Source organism: Algoriphagus sp. TR-M9, from assembly GCF_027594545.1.
GTDB lineage: Bacteria > Bacteroidota > Bacteroidia > Cytophagales > Cyclobacteriaceae > Algoriphagus > Algoriphagus halophytocola.
Genome location: NZ_CP115160.1, coordinates 2767948 through 2791471 on the forward strand (window position 1 = coordinate 2767948; position 23524 = coordinate 2791471).

Here is a 23524-nt window from a genome sequence, read left to right on the forward strand (position 1 = left end):
CGTAATTATCCTGTCTACCGACTAGTACTGCTAATGCTCACATTAGCCATTTCACCTTTTGGAACAGGCTTAATTGCTCAGCAGTATAAAGGAAATTTTGAAAAAATCTCTAGCCGTAAATCCAAAATCAACTTCAAAAACCAACTAAAAGAAGATGAGGAAAATAACATTCTCCGCTATGAGTATTTTTACAATGGCGGTGGTGTAGCAGTAGGAGACCTGGATAATGACGGGTTAGAGGATGTCTTTTTCACAGGGAACATGGCTTCAAACAAAGTTTACAAAAACCTAGGTAACTGGAAGTTTGAAGATAAAACCAAGGAAGCCGGGCTAGCGGGTAAGGACACCTGGACTACCGGAGTGAGTATGGCGGATGTGAATGGAGATGGTCTTTTGGACATATATGTTTGTTATTCCGGTAAGGGAGCCCCGTCTGATCGTGCCAATGAGCTTTGGGTCAATAATGGAGACTTTACATTTACTGAACTGGCGCAGAGCTATGGATTAGATGATAAATCCAACTCAACGCAGGCATTATTTTTTGATTTTGACAGGGATGGAGATCTGGACATGTACCTGCTCAATCATAATATCGAAGTCATAAATGAACTGGAATTTAGCGATGTAAAAAACGAAAGACACCCCTATGCCGGAGATAAACTCTATAGAAATGACGGAGGAAAATTCACCGATATCAGTGAAAAAGCTGGGATCAAAGGATCAGCACTAGGATTTGGACTTGGAGTAATCTCCTCCGATATCAATCAAGATGGATGGCCGGATATCCTGGTGACCAATGATTACATAGAGCCCGATTACCTCTATATCAACAATGGTGATGGAACATTCACAGATCAGCTAAAAGAATATTTCAGTCATATCTCGCATTTCTCCATGGGAGCTGACATTTCAGATGTAAATAATGATGGAAAACCAGACATCTATACGCTAGATATGCTTCCGGAGGATAATGAGCGTCAAAAACTGCTCTATGGCCCTGAAAACTATGAGCACTACGCATTAATGATCAAAGAAGGGTTTTATCATCAGAATATGCGTAACATGCTACAACTGAATCAGGGAAATGGACTTTTCTCAGAGGTGGGGCAGCTTTCTAAAATATCAAATAGCGATTGGAGCTGGTCAGCACTTTTTTTTGATGCTACGAATAATGGGCAAAAAGACCTTTTTATTACCAATGGATATTTTCGGGATTACACTAATAGAGATTTTTTGAAGTACAAAGGAGACTATTACTTCAAGCAAGCTATTGCGAATGAAAAAGCTGACACCTTACATCTGGTGACCTCGATGACCTCTACTCCTATTCACAACTATTTTTTCGAAAATACAGGAGAACTAAACTTTATGGATCAATCTATTTCTTGGGGTTTTGAAGAAAAAGGTTTTTCCAGCGGAGCTGCATACGCCGACCTGGACAATGACGGTGACCTAGACCTAGTAGTGAATAATATCAATGAGGCTGCTTCTATCTATGAAAACAAAAGTTCCACAGGAAATTGGCTCCAACTCTCTCTGGTGGATCATTCAAACAATTCCTTTGCTATAGGAGCAAAAGTAGAAGTTTTCACAGGAGAGGAAAACCAATCCCTAGAGCTTCAAACCGTACGAGGATTTCAATCCTCAGTAAGTCCAAGACTACATTTTGGATTAGGAGAAGTCAAAACAGTTCCTTCGATTCAAATCATTTGGCCGGACGGCGCTGAACAAGTCCTGACTGACATTCCCGCCAATCAGCATTTAACTGTTAGGCGAGCAAGCAGCCCTTCTTCCTCCCCACAAGAAAAACCCTCACCTCTTCTGGACCCAAGTGATTTTGCCCCGGAATACTCCTTTGGCGAAGCCTCTTTTAATGACTTCAAGCGACAGCCTCTGATGCTTACTATGCCTAGCTATATCAGTCCTGTCATGGCTACAGGCGATCTGAATGCTGATGGCAACCCAGAAATCTTTATCGGTGGATCAAAGGGCAATGCTGGAAAAATAATGTCTTATATCCATGGAAAATGGGAAGTGTATACAGGCTTCAAGTCCGCTAGTGAATTTACAGATGCAGCTGTGATTTTTGAGGACTTTAACGGAGACGGTTATCAAGATCTTTTTGTGGGCAGTGGTGGCTATCACGATTACATAGGCTCAGACGAGGCATTGGTTGACCGCCTGTATATCAACGACGGCTCCGGCAAACTGTCAAGAATTCTTTCATTTCCTGATTATAAATTCAGTACGGGATCTGCCGTTGCCATAGATGCGAATGCTGATGGAAAGATGGACCTTTTCGTAGGTGGTAAATTAATTCCTGGACGTTACCCCATTATTCCTGAGAGTAAGCTTTTAATCAATGATGGGGAGGGCAATTTCACAGATCAGACAAACAGCTACTTGCCTAATGGCGGCAAACTTGGGATGATTACAGCTGTGGAAAAAATTGATCTAAATGAGGATGGCAGACAGGACTTAGTACTCGCAGGCGAATACATGCCAATCACTTTCTTGATAAATTCTGGAAACACGTTTGTCGACCAAACTTCCATGTATTTTGACTCGCCAATCTCTGGCTGGTGGAACACCCTTGCAAAAGCTGATCTGGACGGTGACGGAGACCTTGACCTGATTGCGGGGAACTTTGGGCTTAATTCGCAGTTTGAAGTGGATGGAGAAAAAATCCTTCGCCTTTATTCGGCAGATTTTGATAATAATGGTTCCATAGATCCGATTCTGGAATGCTTCGTAGCAGATAATATGTACCCTTACCCCAGTCGTGATGAACTGCTCGACCAGATGGCTAGTATGCGAAGCAAATTCACAGATTATGCATCCTACTCCAAAGCTACCATGAGTGATTTATTTTCTGATCAAGCTTTAGAAGAAGCCGAAAAACTGGAAGTAAACACCTTAGAATCAATTACATTAATAAACAATCGCGGCAACTTCACCATACAAAACCTACCTAGAATCGCCCAATCCTTCCCCATATACAGCGTTTTACCTTATGATTTAAATCGGGATGGCAAGACAGATTTAATAGTGGGTGGAAATCAATCCCATACCCGAATCAGAATCGGGAAAATGGACGCGGGACTAGGTCTTGTATTACTGGGGGATGGCAAAGGGAACTTTAGACCATTGAATGCCACAGAGTCTGGCTTATCCGTCAAAGGAGACATCAAATCCATCCTTCCTATAGAAACAGATGAAGGAACTCAGATCCTTTTTGGAGTCAATCTAAAACCTTTAGAAAGCTACAAAATACGATGAAAAAACACCTATTTGGCTTCTTTACTATATTTCTCTTAACCCAGCGGGCAATTGCTGTAGAAGAGAAAGTAGATTGGCCAAAACTTTATGCAGAGCAGCTTTTTCACATTACGGAAGTCATGGTGACTGATGTGGCCAGCCCACCAGTAGCAGCAAGAATATACGCATACACTACACTGGCCTCCTACATCATTACCAAAGAGTGTACAGGTGATTTTTCAAATAAGGAAATCCTCACTGAAACCTACCTTCAGAATTACGACTGGAGCATAACGCATAGCCCACTCTCATCTCCTGAATTCAGCGCCATTTTAGCTATGCTCAAAGTAGGTCAGGCAATAATGCCATCGGGCTACCTACTGGAAGCGACGCAAAAAGAATGGATTGATCAAGCATTGAAAGACAAATTGGTCAGGAAGAAAAATCTAACTGAGCATGTAGAGCTAGCTAGTCAGGTAGCTGAAAAAGTTATGGAAATAGCCAAAAAAGATGGGTATCTACAGCTGTCAACTTTGACCCGGTATACCCCACAAAAAGGTGAAGGCTTCTGGTATCCAACTCCCCCAGCCTATATTTCGGCGGTGGAGCCTGAGTGGAAAACGATCAAGCCATTTTTTATAAAAGACCTGAAGGAATATGACCCCGCTCCTATGGCTCCATTTGATATGAGCGAAGGAAGTTCATTTCATACCCAATTGATAGAGGTCTACCAAACCACAAACGAATTAAGCGATGAAAGAAAGCTGATAGCCAATTTTTGGGACTGCAATCCATTCAAAGTTGAATTTTCAGGCCACATGGCTATTGGCGTCAAAAAGATTTCGCCAGGAGGCCATTGGATAGGAATCACTGGCATTGCTGCGCAAAAAGCAAAGCTTTCCTTTGCGGAAACTGCCTACATTCATGCGTTGGTGGGCATGACATTGCACGATGCTTTTATTTCCTGCTGGAAGGTAAAATATGATACAGACAGAATCCGGCCCGAAACGGTCATTAACCAAAAAATAGATCAACGCTGGAGACCACTACTGCAGACGCCACCTTTCCCCGAATACACCTCTGGTCACTCGGTCATTAGCCGGGCTTCGGCGGTGATTTTGACGGGGTATTTTGGAGATGATTTTGAATTCGTTGATAGCTCAGAAACCTACTTTGGCCTACCGGAAAGACCATTCCCATCTTTTCTTTATGCTTCTGAAGAAGCTGCTATTTCTCGCCTTTATGGGGGAATCCACTTTCGAGACGCTATAGAAGAAGGCGTAAAGCAAGGCGAAAAAATCGGTGATATGATTTGGACACAAGTCGCTCAAGCCAATAATTGATCTTAGAAACCACATTATACAATGAAACTTACTTATTTCTTTTCCCTTATCACCTCATTCGCAGGTTTATTGAATCTTAGTTCCTGTACATCAAAAGTGGAGCAAAAAGCAGAAAATCCGCTTGAAACAAAACCAAACATCGTATTGATATTCGCGGATGATATGGGCTATGGTGACCTAGGGGTATATGGGGCCACTCAATGGAAAACTCCCAACTTAGATCAATTGGCAGCCGATGGGGTTCGCTTTACCCAGTTCTATGTTCCTCATGCGGTTTGCTCCGCATCAAGAGCTGCATTGCTCACTGGAGCCTATGCAAATAGACTGGAAATTTTTGGTGCCCTAGATCACTCTGCGAAACATGGGTTAAACCCTGAGGAAACTACCATTGCAGAAATGCTCAAGCAAAACGGCTATGCTACTGGAATGGTAGGAAAATGGCATTTGGGACATTTGGCGCCTTTTCTACCTACGGAACAAGGCTTTGATTCCTATTACGGACTTCCCTACTCCAATGATATGTGGCCTCATCATCCAGAGGTTAAAGGTTATTATCCTCCATTGCCTCTTTATAGAGATACTTCCGTCATAGACACCCTGGATGATCAGAGCATGCTGACGACTAATTACACCGAAGAGGCCATCAAATTTATAGAACAAAATAAGGATGAGCCGTTCTTCTTGTACTTGGCACATAGCATGACTCATGTCCCCCTCTTTGTTTCTGATAAATTCAAAGGGAAGTCTGAGCAAGGTCTTTATGGCGATGTCATGATGGAAGTCGATTGGTCGGTGGGGCAGGTTAGGCAAAAATTAGAAGAGTTGGGTTTAGCAGAAAACACCATTGTGATATTCACTTCAGATAATGGCCCTTGGCTTTCCTACGGAGGTCACGCAGGCTTGACTGCCGGGTTGAAGGAAGGAAAAGGAACCTCATGGGACGGAGGTATTCGCGAGCCGGGGATTTTTGTCTGGCCAGGTCATTTTCCTGCCGGAAAAGTGGAAACACAAGCAGCCATGACGATTGATATTCTGCCTACGCTGGCAGAGATTACGAGATCGAAGCTCCCTGATCTACCTATTGATGGAAGAAGTATTTTGCCGATTTTGGAAGGAAAAGAAATGGAACCCAAGCCTTACTTTGCTTATTACAACAAAAACGAGCTTCAAGCAGTGATTTACGGCAAATGGAAATTGGTTTTACCTCATACCTATAGAAGTATTCCAGAAGGAACTGAGATGCGAAATGATGGAATCCCCGTGAAATATCATATGCTGACTCTAGATAAAGCTGAATTATTCGATTTATCGCTTGACCCAAATGAAACTACCGATGTAGGAGCGGACAACGCTGAAATTCTTGCAAAAATGAACCAGTTTGCCGAAGAGGCAAGAGCAGATTTAGGAGATGCTTTGACCGAATCTGAAGGAACTGGCCTAAGAAAACATGGGAGGATAGAGTAAGCCTAATTGCTAAATCCTAGGGTATGATTATAGGGTTATTTGCCAGTAATGATTAAAGCCTAATAGCATTTGCGATCACTAACCTAAAGGCGGGGTCCTGCATTATCGGGAGGTTTTTGGTCTGCTGACCGGGTGAGTTAAGAATTATTGGACAGGTATCATTCCGTTTAATTGTGTTCTATTTCACCATCCCAATTCACCTTTTTGGAAAATGGATCCAACATTTCATCAATAAGAACTGAAACCTGTGCTCTATTGAGGTGTAAATCTGCGCTAAAAAATCCTTCAAGTTCTCTTCTGTTCCAGGCCTGGGTAATTTCTGATAAGGAAGTTCCAGGCTTAACTACATCCATTAAGACCCGAAAACTTTGCCCTGTCAAATAGTCCCCAGAAGCTCCCCAATAGTCTTTCAACACAGGGTAAAATGGTCTTAACCCTTCAACTAATTCAAATTCTGTAACCAACCTATCCGGATAGAACCAAGTTTGATTGGCCCACAAGTAAGGAACGCCTTCCCCTTTTAAAATCCCTGTTGCTCCGATTTTTTGCATAGCTACAAAATGATCCTCATCGGGTTTGGTGTCAATGAACGGCATGATGAAGGCTCCTTGGGATAAAAGCAAGGATTGAACATCCCGAATGGAAACCGCATCCAGACTTTTCCCTTCTTTTAAAGCAACTGCTGCCAAAACACCTGCGGCTTGCCCAATTCCCAGGACTACCGGCTGAAGACGGGTAGCGCCATTGACAATATTGGATACTGAAATACTTTTTTCCGCCAAAATCAAAGCCGGATGCCCTTTTGGAACTAGTGAACCCAGTGGCAGATTGTAAGAGGGAACTCTGATTTTGATGAAGTCGATTGCAGGGGCTTCACGGTTTTTTTTATGGTGATGGTCTATGGTATAATCTCCTACTGCCACACCGGTACGGTAAAGTGGCGAGGGCGCATTATAAGGGCTCTTCACAAAAGGCAAAGTAAAATCCACTAAGCCCTCAAAACGTCTTGATTCCCTGTGATACGGAATCATCGGCAAATCATCTGCTGTAGGATATTCCTCCTCAGCGATGCCCAAATGCTTAAAACCCAACTCATGCTGGATATAATAGACAAATCGGAGACTCGCCTGCTTGGCATCTTCTAGGGCTGTTTCTCGCTCCTCTGGACTTTTTTCTATAATGTTCAAATAGTAATCATTCCCACAATTCGGCCAATTGATCATGTATTTACCATTGGGAAGTTTTCCATAATTGATCATTTTCTGGCAATCAGAAACCGCCTCCTGATCTGTAATCGGGTCAGAATGAGCACATGCACAATCAAATTCTGTAGGATCATAATTCTCTGGTCTAGCAATGGTCTTATCTGCACCCTTTCCATAATCCTCCAGCGTCACCACATAAGTCAGGTCCTGAATGATATCATTACTTTCTGCTGGCGCAAAGCTTTCACCGATCTCATCTCTTGCATCCATCCCAATACGGTAGGGTAATCCTTGGGCAGCAGCTACGTCTCCCAATTCTGTGGCATCAATCAACATGGAAGAAAAAACTTCGGTTAATTTTCCATTCTTGCTGTAAGAAACCTTCCAAAGCCCATTCGAATAATCTGCTGTTACCCAGGTGCTGCTCAGAGAGATCGTCAATGGATTAACGGCATTAGCCATCTCCAGTAGGATTTGACTGCCCACCTTCGGTTCAAAAAGTGTATTGCTCACCCATCCAGTAGCTAATTTTTCGGCCCCTCCATAATGAGCTTCAAGTCTGGATTTAAACTCTCCCCAAATCCCAGAAGGAAGCCTATGATTTCCATCTATCGCTGACACTCCTGCTGAGGTCAGCATTCCCCCCAGCCAGGGAGTAGCTTCTAGGATCAAAGTTTTGACGCCTAATCTACCTGCAGCGATCCCGGCCGAAGTGCCACTTGCCCCTCCCCCGACGATAATCAAATCGTATTTTTCTTGGCCAAAAGCAGGCCATGACAAATGTAAAAAGACCGCAATAAGTGAGGTGAACAGCAATTTGATTCTCATGTAACTGGGTTTTCATTAATTTTCAAACAAGCTCCTAGTAGTGCAGAATTCTCACCAAGCTCGGAGATTTTAAGTGAGACGGGATAGCCCATGGTATCTAAATACTCCTGAGTAGCCGGTAAAAAATACTCGGATGCCAAACTGACCTTTCCTCCTAAAACTACTCCTTCGGATTTTAGCCTAATGAGATAGGGAAATAAAAACTCACCTAAAGCACGACCGAATTTTTCGAAAATAGCCTTACGAACTGACGCCTCGACATACTCTGAAAAAAGCCCTTTCACTCCTTTGATCTCCAACCCAAACTGATGTAAAGCCTCCTTGACAAACCATCCTGTGCCAAGATAATCTTCTGCTATTCCATCCCGAAATGGCGCAGCCCACAGCTTCGCATCTTTTACAACATCTTGCACTTTGATGGCTGATCCTAGTCCAGTCCCTAAAGTCACACCTAGTGAATGATGAACGTTTCTTCCAGCTCCGGCGTAGCTTTCACCTGCAAGAAATGCCTCCGCATCATTGATAAAACAAATTTGTTTTTCTGCGATATCCAGGCTGTTAGCGAGCAATTCCCTCACGGAAAGTTGGTAGAGTGAAGCCATCTTGCCTTGGTCCCTGATCAGCGAAACCCCATTCTCATAGTCAAAAGGCCCTGGCATTGCGATTCCGATATACACATTTTTAGCACCTTGAGATGAAGACTTGATCACATTTGACCATTCACGAATTATATCTTCTTTTCTTCCAAATGTATCGACGGCGGCTTCACAAAAATCTGAAAAGGAAGCTGATTCAGATTTTAAATGCACTTTTGCAGCGGAGATATGAGAACCTCCTATATCAACTCCTATTTTAATCATTTAGTGAAATTTTCAAAAGCTCCAATTTAGCATAAAAAAAGAGGCTTTGGAACAGTCCAAAGCCTCTATCAACTATTTTAAATGGATGATTCTCAATCTTTAGTTATCCCACCATACCGTAGTAGTCCAGGTATCTCCACCCATGCTGGAAATCGCATTGGCTAGGTTTTCCGGATTGGTAGTACTCTCTGATGAAGGGTAAAGCTGTCTTCTTGGGATTTGGCCCTGGGAGAAATTACCGGTGTAATTAACCGGAGTAAGTTCTGGGTATCCAGATCTTTTCCAATTGTTCCAAGACTCTACGAAATTAGCTAAAATCCCTGTAGTAGCCCAAATCTGCTCATTGATCATTTGAAGTGAAGCTTCAGCACTACTGGTATCCAATGGATTGGCAGCTACAAAAGATGCTGCATCAGAAGCAGACACACTTGCTCCACCAAATTTGCCGATGGTAACCATCGCAGCTTCAAGGCCCGCTTCATAATGCTCAGCTGCTGACATAGGCACCGAGTATCCTCTGGCCGCTGCATCTGCTAGTAAAAACTGGATTTCAGCGTAAGTCAGGATGAACACAGGTGCATCTCTATCTCTATAGATGGCGGTAGGCCTAGAGTAATTCCCAATTGGCGCCAAGTCATCACCACTTCCCGTTCCTCCTGGATAGTTTGGTGCATTAGATACGTCCGTGGCACCGCCTCTTAGGTCATAGCCATTAGGAAGCCCCAACTGATCTTCAGGAGCGTTATTACCCGGCTCCGTACTTCTGTTTCCAGCTAAGCCAGCCACTGGAACTTCAGCAATAACCGAAAGCCTAGGATCATCATTTGCTTTTAGGAAATTGATCAACTTATCAGACCAGCGAACCTCATATACATCATCAGTTACATTCAACGCATTGGCACTGGAGTTTGCATATCCGTTTGCCTGATCGGAAGCCAGTACCGCTTCATCATCGGTAGAGCTGAATACGCCTCCAGCGATTGCTTTTTGAACATAAGACTGAGCTGAAGCTGGATCTACGTCTACCATTCTCATGGCCATTCTCAGCATAATGGAATAACCTAGTTTCTTCCACTTGGTCAAATCTCCATCATACAGCACGTCATTTCTGATCGGGTCACCAGATTCATTGATTGAGCTTAGGGCTGATTCTAAGTCAGACAGCATTGCCATATAGGCTTCCGACTGCGGATCATATTTTGGCTGGGTAATGCCTTCCTCTGCCAGCAAAGCTTCAGAATATGGCAAATCACCATAAATATCAGAGACAAATGAAAGCGTAAGTACTTTCCAGATCTCTCCTACGGCAACTAAATTAGAATAGCCTTTTTCTTCAGCCAGTTTCTGCATTTGATAGACTCTAGATGCAGAAGAATACCCGTCATTCCAGACACTTTGTATATAACTATTGGTACTTCCAGATGCCACATACTTATCCGCATTGGAATAATAGTTTGCCCCACCGGTAGAGGTGGAAGCCATCACTTGTACCCACATGCTTTGAAACAGGATGGCTCCGGTATAGCCGGTCATCATGTTACTATAGTTGGCAGATACAGTAGGCAAAATCAAGTTGGGGTCGAAAACTTCCCCATCCGCACGGTTAGGATCAGTATTGATCTCTGCAAAGTCACCATCGCAACTAGAAGCCACCAATAATACACCCGTAAGGATTATGCTTATATATTTTTTCATATTAGTTCAATTTGAAATTAAGATTAAACCCAAAAGATCTGGTGCTAGGTAGGTTACCACCTTCTATACCTGTATAGTTGATGTTAGAACCAAAACTAGCTTCTGGGTCAATATTGTCTGCCTTGCGCATCAGAATAGCTAAATTTCTAGCTACAAAGGATACATCAAGCCCTTTCAATACCGGTGTATTTCCGAACCATTTTTCCGGGAAGGAATACCCCAATGTTAATTGTCTCAATTTGATGAAATCACCATCTACTACACTGGTGCTGGTAACGTTTTGGGCTAAAGCTCTGTAGTATTCCTCTGCTGGAGCAGTCACTCCATCATTGGTCACACCACCTTCTCTTCCTTCTAAGGTTACTTGATTCAAACCTCTAAAGATGGAGTAAAACTCCGTTGCCGAAAGGACTTTATTGCCAAAGTTGTAATCAATCAGGAAGGATAGTGCGATGCCTTTATAATTGAACTCGTTATTCCATCCTCCATAGAGGGTAGGCAGAACCGTACCCATATTGATCAGCTCCCCTCTCACTGGAAGGCCTGCTTCGTCTACTTGTATAGTTCCATCCTCATTATAGGCATAATCATAGGCTCTGATTTGTGGGCCGGCTTCTCCCACCACGAATGCTGTCACCGCATTTCCCAGTGTACCTCTATTTTGACCTAGGTTGATAGGATTATTATTCGGATCTGTACTTAGGATTTTATTTTTCACACTGGACATATTGAAGGAAGATCTCCACATGAAATTCGGTGTTTGTACAGGTGTACCTGTCACCAAAACCTCAAGACCTTTGTTACTGGTAGACCCTGTAGCCACTACTGAGCTGTTGAATCCAGAGGTGATGCTGAGGTTAGCATTCATGATCTCATTGTGTGTCTCTTTCTGATAGTAAGCGACATCAAACGCCAGGCGATTGTTAAAGAAACTCAAATCCAAACCGAACTCAATTTCACTGGTAGTAAATGGTTTCAGATTCAAATTTGGAAGCGCTGTAGGAGAAGAACCTGCAGGTACGCCGTTGTAAGAGTTTGCAGAGGTATAATAAAAGGTACTCTGATAGGCATCAAAAGGCTCTCCACTGGTCACTGCATACGAAGCTCTTAATTTACCAAAATCAAGTGCTGGCATATCGATCAACTGATCAAACACAAATGCTGCAGCCACTGAAGGCGAGAAGATACTGTTATTGTCAGTAGGCAAGGTACTGTACACATCGTATCTACCAGTGGTAGTCAAGGTTAATATGCTGTTGTAACCAATACCTAAGGAATAATATCCTGAGTGTACCTCCCGCTCATCGTAATCATAAGATCTGGAGAAAGTCTCCACGTTGAAAGGTGAGTAAAGATATGGAAGCACAAATCGGCTACCTCCAACTCCCACAGTTTCAAACTTATTATTCCGCATATTGACACCGGCCAGGGCGTCTAGATTCCATTTTTCATTCAGATCAAATGTAGCCCCCAAAATACCATCAATGTTAGTCTCTGATCTCTGGCTTTGGCCTCTACTGTTCAGGTTTCCCTTTAGGTCTCCGGTGTATGCCAAGCCGTATGGGTCTACACTGAAGAAGTCATCATTCGAGGCGTCATTTCCTAATCTCACCATGGCATAGATGTCATCTGTGAAATTATATTTGGTGGAAATCGCTGAGATAGTACGCTTTCTACCTAAATCATTGATTCCTTGATTAACGATAAAATAAGGGTTCGTCACGTAGATATCATCACTGAAAACCGTTTCTGCACCAGTCTCCGGATCAAAACCAGGGGCAAAAATTCCCTGGCTGATGTTTGGGGCCAATAGCAAGAAGTTGTTTGGGTTTTTAGGTCCGTCACTGAGGTTAGGGACATTTGTAGACTTCTGGTCAATGTAATTGATCATGGCAGTGACACTCAGCTTGTCTGTAATGTTTTGTTCCACATTTAGGTTAATGGTCAATCGATCCACTCCACTGCTTGGCACAATAGACTTTGCATCCAGATTGGAAACAGACATTCTAAAAGAACCATCCTCTCCTAGTCCTTTGGAAAGTGAAACTGTATTGGTAAAGTTAGTGCCGGTTCTATAAAAATTGATGTATCCATCACTGGTAGGGGAATAAGGATACTGATTGCCATCAAAACCAATGACTGAACTTCCGTCCATCATAGCTCCCCAGGCCAACCTTCCTGTGGACTGAGCGTCGGTAGCTGTGGCAGGTTTAGCCCCCCCTGTACCTTGCCCATACACCTGCTGAAAATCGGTAAAGTCTACTGGATCTTCTACCATATAGTTCATGGTGTAGTTCAAGGACCAATCTCCGCCTTTTGCACCTTTCTTGGTCGTGATCAGGATCACGCCGTTAGATGCTCTGGATCCGTAAAGTGCAGAAGCAGCCTGACCTTTCAGTACGGTCATGGTCTCAATATCGTCCGGGCTAAGGTTTCCTATCCCATCTCCACTATCAGCTCCTCCCCATTGACCAGCAGATCCTCTTTGGGTATTGTCCATAGGGATACCATTGATTACATAAAGGGGAGACCCTGTACCACTGATACTTGGCAGACCTCTCAAGGTAATCTTGGAAGTTCCTCCAGGGCCGGAATTTGTTCCTTTCACCACTAAGCCTGCCACGCGGCCGGCCAGTGAATTGGCAACGTTGGTTTCTCTGGCTTGAGTCAAGGATTCACTCCCCACCTCAGTTACAGAATACCCTAGCGTTTCTTTTTCTTTACTGATACCCAGGGCCGTTACTACGACCTCGGATAGTTCGCTGGCATCTTCATCCAGCACCACATTCAGTTCTGTTTTATCTCCTACCGCTATCTCCTGTGGAGCATAACCGATAAAGGAAAAAACCAACACTGAAGATGAACTCACAGACAGGGAGAACTGGCCATCTACATCTGTAGTGGTCCCAGTCTGGTTACTTTTATCCAGGATGGTAACTCCTGGCATAGGCAAACCGTCAGACGATGAAGTCACGGTACCTCTGAGCACCCTATTCTGGGCTTGAGCAATGGCCGCCAGGCCAAAAATCAAAACCAGAGTAAATGCAATTGGTAGCAATTTTCTCATAGTACTTGCTTAATTGTTAGAAATAATTGGTGAATTTTTAATAAACTATCAAAGGCCAGAGGCCTTACCGGAATTTTCATTTGCTTCAACGCAAACTATTAATTCAATCTTCTACAAAATGTAGATCCTATAGTAGGTTAGTGGGTTAATTCCCTATAAAGCTAGAAAAAAGAAATCTGTATCAAAAAATTAAACTGTATTTTTTATTGAAAAAAAGCAGTCTTAATATAAATTTTCCGTTAAGTTCTAACTTCATTTAAGATTTTTTTCCACGAATAATCTTAACCATTTAATTGAAAGACAGTTATTTCAATCATTCAAGCGGGATTAAAGAAAAAAATGCAATTCAAAGACATGAACTAAGTCCAACGATGGATTAAGCAATCAGAAAAAACCTATCCCACTTTTAAATTTGAAGCAAACCAACAGCTTTGATCTGATTGGTAAAACAATGTTTGGAAGGGCAAAAAAAAGAGGCTATCTCAGGATAGCCTCTTTTTAAATTTAATTACTGTTTGAATTATTCAACATCCCAGAACAGCGCATTGGTAAGATTATCCTGAGGCTGAACCACGGAATAATTTTCAGCATTATAGGTCTGCTCTGAACTTGGATACACCCATCTGTAAGGAGGCTGGCTTTGCTGATTGGACTGATCAGTCCAGAACTCTAGATCGACTAGCCCCAATCTTCTATATTCAGCCCAGTTTTCGTTTGGCTGGATCACATTGAAGTGTAACCATTTTTGTTCTGCGATCAACTTCAGCTTTTCCTCAGCAGAAGTAGCAGCAGTCCAAGAGACGTCCCCTTGCGCCAAGTAAGCATCCCTATCAGCACTAGTAGGCTCCACTGGATCAGGGGAATCTCCATTATTCGAAATGCTTCTCAGATACACATATTGATCAATTGAATTGAGAACCCCAGTCTCATAAGCAGCCTGCGCCATGGCATTCTGTCCAGTTTTCAGATAATATTCAGCAGCAAGGAAGTTAACTTCCGAAGCAGAGATGATAATTCCAGGGAAATTTTGGTTCCTAGACAAAGTAGATCTATTGTAGATACTCAATGTACCGGCAAGTACCAACTCATTCTGAGCAGAAGCATTCAGAAGTGGATCCAAGCCCATATATTGACCCGGCTCTGCCTCTAGCCCTGGTTCAAATACATACGTCAGACGAGGATCCTCATTAGCTAGCATATGATCTATGATGACCTTGCCCGCAATATTTCCATCCCAATCTTCCAAACCGCTCTGAAATGAATTTGCTTGCATCCAAGTACCTGCCGTGTAACCATCCCAGGCAATGAAGTCCTGGATGGAAGTCACTACTGGGTAAGTAGCTGGATTTGAAAGAATATCGCCGATTTCTGCATTAGCTCTTGCAGAGAATGTACTAGTACCACTTACTCGAGTCAACATACGAAGTCTCACAGAGTTGATGTACTTTTTCCAAAGCATCAAATCACCATCATTGATTACGTCTTGGATTTCAAACTCAGCCAAAACACCAGGGTTCACAGTCATAGTATTCATCTCATCAGCCATTGCAGCCAACTCGTCCAACATCATGGTATACAGTGTCTCGGCATCGTCATAAGGAGCATAAGAACTCTGATAATCTCCTCCATTTTGACTCAGCATAGCCGCCTGAGTAAAAGGAATATCGCCATGATAATCTATTTCTTTCTGTGCTTGATCGTATAGAAACGTTTTCGCAGCGATCATGTAGATCCTTTGATCTGCAGCGGCAACTTCAGTTAGACCTTCATAGATTTTTTCGATCTCTCTGTACTGCGCCAATGTCTCATAGAAAGCACGCCATCTTCTATTTATTGCTTCAGAACCAGGCACGTATTGGTTTTCACCATTTACCCAGCCGATCGCTTGAGTATATCGGTTACTTGTAATTCTTTGCCCGACAAAGTAGTCATCGTACGTCGGAAGCACATAATTCCTGAATGAATAGATCATACCTGTGAACTGCTTCCCGACTGTAGTTTCAGAGACTTTAGCTGGATCTGTATAGTTATCTGCAAAGTCTGATTCGGTGCAGCTAGCTAATGAAGCTGCCACGATTGCACCTATATATAAACTTTTAAATTTCATTTTCTTTTTGGATTAGTTGGGTCCTCAATTAGAATTTAGCTCTTAGCATAAAACCAACGGTTCTGGTAGCCGGGTTGGTACCCGCACTGGTAATGGTCTGCGTCCAGTTGGATCCAGCAGTCAATACCTCAGGATCTAGATCTTTGATGTTTCTGTAAAGGAAGAACAAGTTTCTACCGAAAACAGAAACGTTCACATTGCTAGCACCGATTCTCTGAGCGAAGCTTTGAGGTAGCGTATATCCTAATGACAATTCTCTCATTTTCAAATAAGTGTTGTCTTGGATATATAATTCATATCGAGACTGAGAGTATTGAGGACCTCCCCAGTTATAGGTAGCATTGTAGTACAATGCCTGAGATATCACATTCGTATTTGGTTGACCATCAGCAGTCACACCGTCCATGAGCATTCCGTCATGGAAAACAGCCTCTCCATTTGGTCCAGCAGTGGTAGAGTGATCTACTTGCACCCCTCTGGTGATACCGTCCTCACCAGTCACACGATAGTATGCAAGACCTCCAGTCTCTTCATTTCTAAACTTCAAACTTTCTTCTGTCAAACCACGGCTTTTCATCCAGTTGATACCCGTTGGCATCACAGAACCACCGATTTGGAAGTCCATCATCGCAGAGAATGTGAAGTTTTTATAGGAAAGGTTGTTCATCAAACCACCTACAGCATCAGGATTGTAATTACCTACTCTTTTCCAGTTATTTGCATCTATTTTATACAAACCATTAGGCTGTACAATGTTGTCTCCATTGGCATCTGTTTCGATCGGATGGGCATACAAATCTCCCATTGGACGACCTACCACTGACCTCAATTGTGCAGCACCTCCATCATAGTCAGCATGCAGCAATTCTGTAGCATCATTTGCTAATTTCTCTACAGTGTTAATGTTTCTAGCCAAGTTTAAGGTCATATCCCACATGAAACTTCCGCTCTGCATGATCGTAGCATTCAACGCCATCTCTACCCCTTTGTTTCTCAAGGTACCGATGTTGGTTAATACAGATGAAGCACCACTGGTGTTTGGCAAAGTCAATGGTAGAATCTGATCACGGATTTGGGCATTATAATAAGATAGATCTATGCCTAGGCGGTTACCAAAGAATCTAGCATCCAATCCTATTTCATATTCATGCTTTTGCTCTGGCCTGATTCCGTCATTTCCAAAAGAACTAGGCATCACAGTGTACAATACCCCGTCCAAAGTGTTTTGTGTGTAAGCAATATTCGCTCTGTAAAGACCAGGGTAGTTACCTACTATACCCCAAGAACCTCTCAATTTAGCGAAGGTGATGAATTGAGGCATTTCGACCATTTCAGAGATTGCCAAACTGGTGTTAACTGAAGGGTAGACAAAAGAATTGTTTTCAGGATTCATAGTAGAGGTACGGTCTCTACGGATCGTCCCTTCCAAGAACCAGAAACCTTTGTAATCAAAGTTTGCCGTACCTACCAATGCATCTATCACACGATTGGATCTGGTAGCATTGCTGACCACCTGCTGATTAGAGGCAATCAAATCAAATAGATTTTCACTGCTCAAACCACCATTGGTTCTAGTGAATAGTTCTCTTCTAGTTTCTTTTGTACCAGTATAACCGGCCATTGCACTGATAGAAATATCTTCTGCCAAGTTCTTGGTATAGGTCAAAAACACATCACCATAAAGGATATTGAATGTCTCATTGTTCATGCTGAACATCCCAGAGTTACCGAAAGCCAAAGGTCTTTCAGTTGCTCTCTTATCTTCTGAGTATCTATTCGTGAAGTCGGTGGAAATTCTACCCCTCAAGGACAAATCGTCGGTGATTTTGTAGGTATTGGTCAATACACTGATCACACGATTAGAAGTCTCATTGAGATTATGCTTATTGACTCTCCACACATAGTCACCGATGGCATCCATGAAGCCATTGTAAATGATGTTTTCATCCGGAGTCAAACTTTGGGTATTTTGTCCCACTACATATTTGTAACCACGACTAGTCTGATAATTATCCAAGTACCAATCACCATTATCAAATCGAGTCATCATACCACCGAAGTTATTGATCATACGATCGATGGAATAGGGTCTGTTTTTGGTGTTCTGGTTAATATAGTTAACCATCACATCAGTCTTCCACCTATCAGTGATTCTGAAAGTTGCATTCAAGTTGGCGATGTTCTTGTTGTTTTTAGAATTCAAACTCAAGGCTTCGTTATCCTGACGAGTCAATGAGAATCTGAAATCTGCAAACTCAGAATTATTGGCAACGGCAACGTTCACAGAAGAACTCAAAGGATTGTTAAACAATGCTGCGTAATTATCTTCCTGAGCTACATAAGGTCTCATTTCTCCATCCCAAGACCTCACCATTCTCCCGTCAAACTCAGGACCGAAGTTGTTGTTTGTACTCGCTAAACCTCTTACACCGTCATCATAGGTAAAAAAACCATCATCATCCTGCCCATAATCATATACATGAAGTGGAGCACCTGGGCCTCTTACGTTTTGATAGCGAGGAAGGTAGGCTATTTCGTCTCTAGCGACGTTTGCACTGAAGTCTACACTAAATCCTTTTTTACCTGAGTTTCCTTTTTTGGTCGTGATCAAAACGACACCATTTACCGCTTCAGAGCCATAAAGAGCCGCTGCTGATGCACCTTTCAAGATGGAAATATTTGCAATATCTTCCGGGTTGATATCCAATAGACCATTCCCTCTTAGTCGCTGATCACCCCAATAATTATTATTGGTTACGTTTTCGTTTCGGATAGGCACCCCGTCCATAATGATTAAAGGCTGGGTATTTCCAGTGATTGAATTCAGACCCCGTATAGTGATATTCACCGCTGAGGTTGCTCCACCTGCACCAGACTGGATCCTTACACCTGGAGCTTTACCATATAGTGCTGTTGCTACGTTTGGTGTCCCTACTTTAATCAACTCATCTGCCTGAATAGTCGTAGTAGCGTATCCCAGCTTTTTCTGCTCCTTTTCCATACCAAAAGCAGACACTACAAACTCGGAAAGCTCATTTGTATCTTCCACCAACTCAATGTCGATTTTAGACTGATTGCCTACTGTTACTTCTTGGGTGGCATAGCCAATAAAAGAAAAAACCAAAACTGAATTTGGACCTACCTGGATCGAATACTCTCCGTCTATATTGGTAGTAGTACCCGTCTGGTTCGTTTTGTCCAGGACTGTAACACCTGGCATGGGCAAGCCATCATCCGCTGTGATTACACCTGACACTACTCGCTCTTGTGCCTGTACCGAGGCAGTTATGCCCAGCATCAAGATGAGTGACAATGCAATTGATAAAATTTGTTTCATAGAAGGTAATTTGATGTTTAATGAAGTTTAATTTTTCTCTCAGTCGTGTGATTTTGATTTCACAAAACCACCTGAGGCTCGTCTTTCATAGGTCAATGAATTTTAAAATGAGAATTGTAACCAGCTAAAAACCAAGACAAACCAAATCTATTTGACTCGATTTTCTTTGCACATCATAAATCTAGAAAAAACAATTGTTTATTAAATAGTTCTACTTGACTTTTTTTCAAAAAACAGAAGATCTTACTTTATTTTTTACCAAAAGTATCCGATTATGAACATCTTTTTTTAATCGCCAGTATTTCTTAACTCACTTTTCAAGATTAACAGTTTACTTCTATTAATTTTTTTTCAGGATTTAGGTCAAATATTAACATGGATATACGGAATGATGCCAGTAACCAATATTTCGCTGCTCAATCGGCCAAAAGGCCGAAGACTCCCGCAGGAGCGGAACAGGCCGAAGTGGCCTCAATTCTTAAGTTTAACCTATCCTATGAAGCTTTTGCCTCCTTACTGGCAGAAAAGCGGATATCCATAACTATTAAACTCTGAAAACCCACTCAAGCTCCCCAGTAAAAAAAGACCAAAAAAAAAGCCACCCTATTCAGGATGGCTTCTGGTTCTAGTTTTGGAGTAGCTTATCGAAGAAAAAGCATTTCTCTGTACTTCACTAATGGCCAAGACTCATCGTCCACCAATAGTTCTAGCTTATCTACTGCATAACGGATTTTGTCGAAATAGGCTTCCTTGACATCTGTCTGATAGCCTTTGGCCATTTTCACTATATCCTCTTCTTTATTGAGTTTCTTGCGAGCCTCCACCATAGCGGTGATATTGGCTTTTAGAGATTCTATATGCTTAGCCACTTCCTTGATGGTTTCTACAGCTGCGGTATGATCCAATCCAAGGCCCTTCAACCCATTTGCATTCTGAATGATCTTATTCTGATATAGGATCGCAGTAGGGATGATATGATTCAATGCCAAGTCACCCATCACTCGTCCTTCTATCTGAATCTTCTTGATGAAGTTTTCCAACATGATCTCATGGCGGGCATGCACCTCTATCCCATTCATCACATTGTGTCTTTCAAAAAGCTCCTTGGTGGCTTTTGTAGCATATACATCCAGTGCCAATGGAGTAGATTTCAAGTTGGAAAGCCCTCTCTTTTCGGCTTCTTTTGCCCACTCTTCAGAGTAGCCATCACCTTCGAAGCGAACTTTCTTGCTGTCCTTGATATACTTTCTCAGTACATTCACGATTGCAATCTTTTTCTCCTTACCAGCGCTCATTTCCTTCTCGATGTCCTTGGCCATGTTAGTCAATACATCTGCCACGATCACGTTTAGCGTAGTCATAGGTCCGGCTACGTTAGCCTGAGATCCTACTGCTCGGAATTCGAATTTGTTTCCGGTAAATGCAAATGGAGAAGTTCTGTTTCTGTCAGTATTGTCAAGGATGATTTCAGGTATCTTAGAGATCCCCAACTTCATGTACATGTTGTCTCCTTTTTCAATCTTGATATTGCCGTTTTTCTCCAGCTCGTTCAAGACTTCTGTAAGGGTAGCTCCCAAGAATACGGAGATAATTGCCGGAGGAGCTTCGTTTGCGCCCAATCTATGGTCATTACCAGCAGAAGCAATACTTGCTCTCAACAGATCAGAGTGCTCATATACCGCCTTGATAGTCGCTACCAAGAAGGTTAGGAACTGAAGATTCTCACGCGCAGAGTTGCTAGGCTGGAACAGGTTTACACCCGAATCAGTAATCAAAGACCAGTTGTTATGCTTACCGCTACCATTTACTCCTGCAAACGGCTTCTCATGAAGAAGAACTTTCAGGTCGTGTCTCTCAGCCACCTTCTCCATGACATCCATCAAGAGCTGGTTATGATCGGTAGCTTTATTGATTTCTTCAAAAAGCGGAGCTACTTCAAACTGACCTGGAGCCACCTCATTGTGACGAGTCATCACAGGAATTCCCAGCTTCAGTGCTTCGTTTTCGAAGTCAACCATGAAGTCCTTCACACGAGTAGGGATAGATCCAAAATAATGATCATCTAGCTGCTGACCTCTAGCAGGGCTGTGACCAAAGACAGTTCTACCGCCCATTACCAAGTCTGGTCTGGCAGCAAACAATGCCTTATCAATCACGAAATATTCTTGTTCCACTCCCAAAGAAGGGAATACCTTTTTCACATTTCTATCAAAAAGCTGGCAGATAGCCACTGAAGCCTCGTTGATTGCCTCTACAGATTTCAACAATGGAGTTTTGTAATCCAAGGCTTCCCCAGTGTAGGAAACGAAGATTGTAGGGATACAAAGTGTATTCTCGAAAATAAAGATCGGAGAAGTAGGGTCCCAAGCAGTGTACCCTCTAGCTTCGAAGGTAGATCGGATACCCCCGTTCGGGAAAGAAGACGCATCCGGCTCCTGCTGTACCAGAGCACTGCCTTTGAATTTTTCCAGTCCTCCTAGTGCATCAAAAAAGGAATCATGCTTCTCTGCTGTAGAACCTGTAAGTGGCTGAAACCAGTGCGTATAATGGGTCACTCCCTTGGACAATGCCCAGGTTTTCACTGCTGAAGCTACTTCCTCGGCTGTAGCACTATCGATTTTAGTTCCTTTGTCGATGGCTTCCATTACCCTTTTATAGGAAGAAGGTGCCAAAGACACTTTCATTTGAGCAGTACCGAAAGTATTTGTTCCGAAAAAATCCGAGATTTTGTTCGAAGGTGCTTTCACAGCTACGCGCTGTCTAGCTTGCACCATTGCTAAGGCTTGTTGTCTAAGTGTTGCCATTTCTACAATATGTGGTTTAAAATTATACACACAAAAATAGAAAAATATGGATTCGAAAAAGCTTTTGATCGATTTTTGACCTCATTTTTCAAAAAATTTACACTTTTTTCAATAAAATAAGCCAAAAATCCACCGAATCTCTGAAAATTCATCCAAATCTGACCTCAAATTGGAGAATTGAAAACAGCCTAAGTTTAATTACCTTTGCAATCTCAAGATCAGATCAAGCAATTGTGAAAAAAGTAGCGTTTTATACACTGGGCTGTAAGCTGAATTTCTCCGAAACGTCCACCATCAGCAGACAATTTGAAGAAAAAGGCTTCTTAAAAGTCGATTTTCAAGAAAATCCGGACATTTTCATTATCAACACCTGCTCGGTTACCGAAAATGCAGACAAAAAGTGTAAAAAAATTGTACGTGAGGCTAAGAAAATCTCCCCAAACTCCTTTATTGCTATCATAGGTTGCTATGCTCAGCTCAAACCCAGGGAGATTTCTGAGATTTCCGGAGTGGATGCTGTTTTAGGCGCTGCCGAAAAATTTCGGCTAATTGAATTGTTAGATGATTTTGCAGTAGCTCAAGAAACAAAAGTGCTGGCCTCGGAGATTCAAGAAGCCACGGCGTTTAATAATGCCTATTCTATCAATGACCGCACCAGAACATTCCTCAAAGTTCAGGATGGGTGCAACTATGGTTGTGCCTTCTGCACCATTCCGCTGGCCCGTGGCAAAAGCCGAAGCAATACCATCCAAAGTGTATTGGAATCCGCTAGGGAAATCGCCGCTACCGATGTGAAAGAAATCGTGCTAACTGGCGTGAACATCGGGGATTTCGGGATTGTGGACGGCAAGCGAAATGAACGGTTTGCCGATTTGGTATATGCACTGGATGAAGTAGAGGGCATAGACCGTTTACGAATATCCTCTATAGAACCCAATTTGCTGACCAATGAGATCATCAGTTTTGTAGCCCGGTCCAAGCGATTTGTACCCCATTTTCACGTTCCCTTACAGTCAGGGTCCAATACTATTCTTAGAAAAATGGGCAGAAGATACCTACGTGAACTATACGTGGACCGTGTCACCAAAATCAAAACCCTCATGCCGCATGCCTGCATAGGAGTAGATGTAATCGTGGGGTTCCCGGGTGAGACTGATGAGTTGTTTTTAGAAACCTATAATTTCCTTAACGAACTTGACATCTCTTACCTTCATGTATTTACTTATTCTGAGCGGGCCAATACCCGGGCAGCAGAAATGGAAGAGGTAGTTCCTATGAAAAAGAGGAATGAGCGCTCCAAAATGCTCCGAATCCTTTCTGAAAAGAAAAGAAGGAATTTTTATAATGAAAATTTAGGCAAAGACTTTACTGTGCTTTTCGAAGAGGATGTGGCAGATGGCAAGATTCACGGATTCACGGAGAATTACATCCGAGTGGCTGCGAAGTTTGACCCCATGCTGGTCAATGAACTGAAAAAAGTCGCCTTAGATCAGATCAATGACGCGGGAAACGTGGAAGTACGCGAACCTGAGATGGTGTACGAAAAGCACTAGACA

At 42.6% G+C, this 23524-nt stretch carries 12 protein-coding genes; 5 read left to right on the top strand and 7 right to left on the bottom strand.

Going from position 1 to position 23524, the window contains the following annotated elements; translation table 11 throughout:
- Positions 1–33: 33 nt before the first annotated feature.
- From PBT90_RS11705 to PBT90_RS11715, 3 genes are read left to right on the top strand one after another with little or no spacing between them, the layout of a single operon-like run.
- Positions 34–3279 (top strand): VCBS repeat-containing protein, encoded by a 3246-nt coding sequence (locus PBT90_RS11705; protein WP_264810762.1) that lies wholly within the window; start codon positions 34–36, stop codon positions 3277–3279.
- Positions 3276–4601: a vanadium-dependent haloperoxidase gene (locus PBT90_RS11710; RefSeq protein WP_264810764.1), complete on the top strand. Its 1326-nt coding sequence runs from the start codon at positions 3276–3278 to the stop codon at positions 4599–4601. Before PBT90_RS11705 ends, PBT90_RS11710 begins: the two co-directional genes overlap by 4 nt.
- Before the next feature lie 21 nt (positions 4602–4622).
- The gene (locus tag PBT90_RS11715) at positions 4623–6065 is read left to right on the top strand and encodes a sulfatase family protein (protein ID WP_264810765.1); all 1443 of its coding nucleotides are present in this window, start codon (positions 4623–4625) and stop codon (positions 6063–6065) included.
- Positions 6066–6232: 167 nt separating this feature from the next.
- Here the strand turns inward: PBT90_RS11715 and PBT90_RS11720 are convergent, their stop codons facing one another.
- The 6 genes from PBT90_RS11720 to PBT90_RS11745 form a co-directional block, all read right to left on the bottom strand.
- Entirely contained in the window at positions 6233–8098 is a 1866-nt protein-coding gene (locus tag PBT90_RS11720; RefSeq protein WP_270129419.1) for an FAD-dependent oxidoreductase, read from the bottom strand.
- Positions 8095–8958 (bottom strand): ROK family protein, encoded by an 864-nt coding sequence (locus PBT90_RS11725; RefSeq protein ID WP_264810767.1) that lies wholly within the window; start codon positions 8956–8958, stop codon positions 8095–8097. The genes PBT90_RS11720 and PBT90_RS11725 overlap by 4 nt, the downstream gene beginning before the upstream one ends.
- Before the next feature lie 99 nt (positions 8959–9057).
- Complete coding sequence (locus PBT90_RS11730; RefSeq protein ID WP_264810768.1) at positions 9058–10653, bottom strand: SusD/RagB family nutrient-binding outer membrane lipoprotein; 1596 nt, start codon at positions 10651–10653, stop codon at positions 9058–9060.
- Position 10654: 1 nt separating this feature from the next.
- Positions 10655–13720, bottom strand: a complete 3066-nt coding sequence (locus PBT90_RS11735) for a SusC/RagA family TonB-linked outer membrane protein (protein WP_264810769.1) — start codon at positions 13718–13720, stop codon at positions 10655–10657.
- A 520-nt stretch (positions 13721–14240) separates the two neighbouring features.
- Positions 14241–15827 carry a SusD/RagB family nutrient-binding outer membrane lipoprotein gene (locus tag PBT90_RS11740; protein WP_264810770.1) on the bottom strand — a complete coding sequence of 529 codons (1587 nt, stop codon included), beginning with the start codon at positions 15825–15827 and terminating at the stop codon, positions 14241–14243.
- Positions 15828–15855: 28 nt separating this feature from the next.
- Positions 15856–19164 (bottom strand): SusC/RagA family TonB-linked outer membrane protein, encoded by a 3309-nt coding sequence (locus PBT90_RS11745; protein WP_264810771.1) that lies wholly within the window; start codon positions 19162–19164, stop codon positions 15856–15858.
- A 375-nt stretch (positions 19165–19539) separates the two neighbouring features.
- On the opposite strand from PBT90_RS11745, the gene PBT90_RS11750 reads away from it, so the two are divergent.
- Entirely contained in the window at positions 19540–19719 is a 180-nt protein-coding gene (locus PBT90_RS11750; RefSeq protein WP_264810772.1) for a hypothetical protein, read from the top strand.
- Between the two features lie 86 nt (positions 19720–19805).
- Here the strand turns inward: PBT90_RS11750 and PBT90_RS11755 are convergent, their stop codons facing one another.
- The gene (locus PBT90_RS11755) at positions 19806–21968 is read right to left on the bottom strand and encodes a glutamine synthetase III family protein (protein WP_264810773.1); all 2163 of its coding nucleotides are present in this window, start codon (positions 21966–21968) and stop codon (positions 19806–19808) included.
- 233 nt (positions 21969–22201) lie between these two features.
- Between PBT90_RS11755 and mtaB the strand changes: the two genes are divergently transcribed.
- Positions 22202–23521: a tRNA (N(6)-L-threonylcarbamoyladenosine(37)-C(2))-methylthiotransferase MtaB gene (mtaB, locus tag PBT90_RS11760; protein WP_264810774.1), complete on the top strand. Its 1320-nt coding sequence runs from the start codon at positions 22202–22204 to the stop codon at positions 23519–23521.
- Positions 23522–23524: the final 3 nt, after the last annotated feature.